The organism is Kineococcus indalonis (genome assembly GCF_009906395.1).
GTDB classification, from domain to species: Bacteria; Actinomycetota; Actinomycetes; order Actinomycetales; family Kineococcaceae; genus Kineococcus; species Kineococcus indalonis.
On record NZ_JAAALM010000451.1, the window covers coordinates 1 to 3,376 of the forward strand.

Here is a 3,376-nt window from a genome sequence, read left to right on the forward strand (position 1 = left end):
GGCGTAGGGGGTGAGCCCGCCGCTGCCCACCGGCCTCGACCCGGTCGAGCAGGTCCGCGCCGGGCTCACCCCCTACGCCACCGGGACGAAGGACTTCTACCGCGTCGACACCGCCCTGGTCGTGCCCGACGTGCGCGCCGAGGACTGGACGCTGCGCCTGCACGGCGAGGTCGACCAGGAGATCACCCTCACCTACGACGACCTGCTCGCCCTGCCGCTGCGCGAGCGCTGGATCACCCTGACCTGCGTCAGCAACGAGGTCGGTGGCGACTACGTCGGCAACGCGAAGTGGCTCGGGCACCCGCTGGCGGACCTGCTGCGCCGCGCCGGCGTGCGCGACGGCGCCGACATGCTCCTCGCCACCAGCACCGACGGGTTCACCCTCTCCGCCCCCCTCGCCGAGGCCACCGACGGGCGCGACGCCCTGCTCGTCGTGGGCATGGACGGCGAGCCCCTCCCGCGCGAGCACGGCTTCCCCGTGCGCATGGTCATCCCCGGCCTGTACGGGTTCGTCTCCGCCTGCAAGTGGGTCACCGACATCGAGGTCACCCGCTTCGCCGACAGGACCGCCTACTGGACCGAGCGCGGCTGGGCGGAGAAGGCCCCCATCAAGACCGCCTCGCGCATCGACGTGCCCCGCTCCTTCGCCACCGTGCGCGCCGGCCGCGTCCCCGTCGCCGGCGTCGCCTGGGCCCAGCGCCGCGGCGTGCGCGCCGTCGAGGTGCGCGTCGACCGCGGCGAGTGGCAGCCGGCGAAGCTGCTGCCCTCCGCCTCCAGCGACACCTGGTGCCAGTGGGTGCTCGACTGGGACGCCGAACCCGGCGGGCACGTCCTGGAGGTGCGCGCCACCGACGGCACCGGCACCCCGCAGACCGACGACGTCGTCGCGCCCGTCCCGAACGGCTCCAGCGGGTACGACTCGGTGACCGTGACGGTCGAGTAGCCCTCCACCCCGCCGGCCTCTGCACATCCTCGGCGCGGAACCCCGCTCGTGCCCGACTCCGGTCCTACGATCGGACGGTGGAGCGCATCGAGTTCCGGACCGTGCGGCAGGCGTTCGGCGAGGGGACCGTGCTGCCGGCGGTCGTGCCGCACCTCAGCGGCGTCCCGCTGACGGACCTGCTGCGCAAGGTGGAACTGCCGTTCGCGCGCCGGCAGGGCAGCCCCGGCCTCGCAGGCAGCTACCACGGCCTGCTGGAGGACGCGGTCCGCTGGCCCGCGAAGCACTACCTCGGCGAACCCGTGCTCAGCGCCTCCGAGGGCGACACCGTCCTGCTGGGCTGCGGGTGCGGTGAGTGGAGCTGCTGGCCGTTCTCCGCCCTCGTCACCGTCGACGAGGACACCGTCACCTGGTCCGGCTACCGCCACGGGTTCCGCGACTGGGACTACCGCGAACTGCGGGACTTCACGTTCGACCGCGCGCAGTACGAGGCCGCGGTGCGCGCCACGGCGCGCTGAGGGTTCCCCGGGTTCCCACCCGGACCCCGCGCCGACCTCGGGAGGACTCGGCCCACTGCCCCGAACGGGTGACGGAGGAACCCGGACCCATCCACGGCGCCCGGGGTTCCGAACCCCTCGTGAACGACCGACCGGGAACTCCGGCCGGAAACCGAGGAAGGGAACGACCCCGTGAAGCGCACCGGAACCCTGCTGGCCCTCGTGGCGACCACGACCCTGGGGCTGGCCGCCTGCGGCGGGAACGACACCGCCTCCACCGCGGGCAGCGACACGTCCAGCTCGTCGAGCACCTCCTCGTCGAGCGCGCCGATGGCGACGCCCTCGGAGTCGGCGGGCGCGTCGATGATGAGCACGCCCGTCGGCCCGGGCTGCGCGGACTACGCCGCGGCGAACGCCTCGGGCCCGGCGTCGGTGTCCGGCATGGCCGCCGACCCGGTGGCCACCGCCGCGTCGAACAACCCGCTGCTGACGACGCTGACGCAGGCGGTGTCGGGTCAGCTGAACCCGCAGGTGAACCTCGTCAACGACCTCAACGGCGGCGAGTACACGGTGTTCGCGCCGGTCGACGACGCCTTCGCGAAGGTGCCGGCGGCCACGGTCGAGGGCCTGAAGACGGACAGCGCGACGCTGCAGGAGATCCTGACCTACCACGTGGTGCAGGGGCAGCTGACGCCCGAGGAGGTCGTGGGCACCCACACGACGCTGGAGGGCCAGGACCTGGAGGTGTCCGGGACCCCCGAGGCGCTGACGGTGAACGGTTCCACGAACGTGATCTGCGGCGGCGTGCAGACGGCCAACGCGACCGTGTACCTGGTCGACTCGGTGCTGATGCCCCCGGCGTGACGCCGGCGCGGGTCCTCCAGCGGGTCTCCTGGAGGGCGGCGCGGTCGCGGCACCGGTTCGGACGACGGGGAGGGGAGGTGGGACAGTGGTGGTGATGACCACCTCCCGTCCCCGCGCCGCCGGCGCCGCGGAGCGGGGCGACGCGGACGCCGCGCTCGCCGCCGCGGCCCGCGGCGACCAGGCCGCGTTCGCCGCGTTCTACGACGCGACGGCGGCGGCCGTGCACGGCACGGTCCTGCGCGTGCTGCGCGACCCGGCGCAGTCGGAGGAGGTGGCGCAGGAGGTGTTCCTGGAGGCGTGGCGCACCGCCGCCCGCTTCGACCCCGGCCGCGGCAGCGCCCGCGGGTGGGTGGTCACGATGGCCCACCGGCGCGCGGTGGACCGGGTGCGCTCCAGCCGGGCGGGCACCGAGCGCGACGAGCGCTACGGGGTCCGGGAGGTCTCCCCCTACGACAGCGTCAGCGAGGAGGTCGAGGTGCTGCTCGAGCACGAGGAGGTGCAGCGCGCCCTCGGGGTCCTCACCCCGGTGCAGCGGCAGGCCGTGGACCTGGCGTACTTCGGCGGGCGCACCCACGTGCAGATCTCGCAGGAGCTGCACGTGCCGCTGGGCACGGTGAAGACGCGGCTGCGCGACGGGCTGGCGAGGCTGCGCGACGCGATGGGGGTGCGCGCGTGAGCGGCGAGCGGGACGAGGAGCGCGGGGCGCTGCCCCCGCACGGCGACGACGAGGGTCCCCTGGCGGGGGCCTGGGCGCTGGACGCCCTCGACGACGACGAGCGCGCCGCCTACGAGGAGCGGCTGCGCCGCGACCCCGCGGAGCGCCGGGAGGCGGACGCGCTGCGGGAGGCGGCGTCCCGGCTGGGGGTGGCCTCGGCGGTGCCGCCGCCGGAGCGGCTGCGCGCCTCGGTGCTGGCGGCGGTGGCGGCGACCGCCCAGGAGCCGCCCGCGGGCGCGGCGCCGGTGGCGGACCTGGCCGTGCAGCGGCGCCGGCGGCGGGGCCCCTCACGGCTGAGCGCGCTCGTGGCCGCGGCGGGGGTCGTGGTGGCCGCGGCCGGCGCCGGGGTGGCGCTGGACG

4 protein-coding genes and 1 pseudogene are annotated in these 3,376 nt (G+C 75.6%); all 5 read left to right on the forward strand.

All coding sequences use genetic code 11. The annotated features are described in order from the left end of the window. Positions 1 to 10 precede the first annotated feature (10 nt). Positions 11 to 943 (forward strand): molybdopterin-dependent oxidoreductase, encoded by a 933-nt coding sequence (locus GTR00_RS17265; protein ID WP_323132566.1) that lies wholly within the window; start codon positions 11 to 13, stop codon positions 941 to 943. Between the two features lie 77 nt (positions 944 to 1,020). After that, complete coding sequence (locus tag GTR00_RS17270; protein ID WP_166612821.1) at positions 1,021 to 1,458, forward strand: hypothetical protein; 438 nt, start codon at positions 1,021 to 1,023, stop codon at positions 1,456 to 1,458. Positions 1,459 to 1,629: 171 nt separating this feature from the next. Beyond that, a complete protein-coding gene (locus GTR00_RS17275) occupies positions 1,630 to 2,301 on the forward strand; it encodes a fasciclin domain-containing protein (RefSeq protein ID WP_323132567.1) in 672 nt (223 codons plus the stop codon). A 94-nt stretch (positions 2,302 to 2,395) separates the two neighbouring features. Further along, positions 2,396 to 2,977, forward strand: coding sequence for an ECF RNA polymerase sigma factor SigK (sigK, locus tag GTR00_RS17280; RefSeq protein ID WP_166612822.1), 582 nt, complete (start codon positions 2,396 to 2,398; stop codon positions 2,975 to 2,977). Beyond that, positions 2,974 to 3,376: pseudogene (locus tag GTR00_RS17285) on the forward strand (hypothetical protein); the annotation flags it as partial. The gene sigK and the pseudogene GTR00_RS17285, both read left to right, overlap by 4 nt.

What these genes read in the sequence shown, in the direction of transcription:
- sigK (WP_166612822.1), top strand. Translation starts at nt 2,396, where the DNA reads ATGACCACCTCCCGTCCCCGCGCCGCCGGCGCCGCGGAGCGGGGCGAC.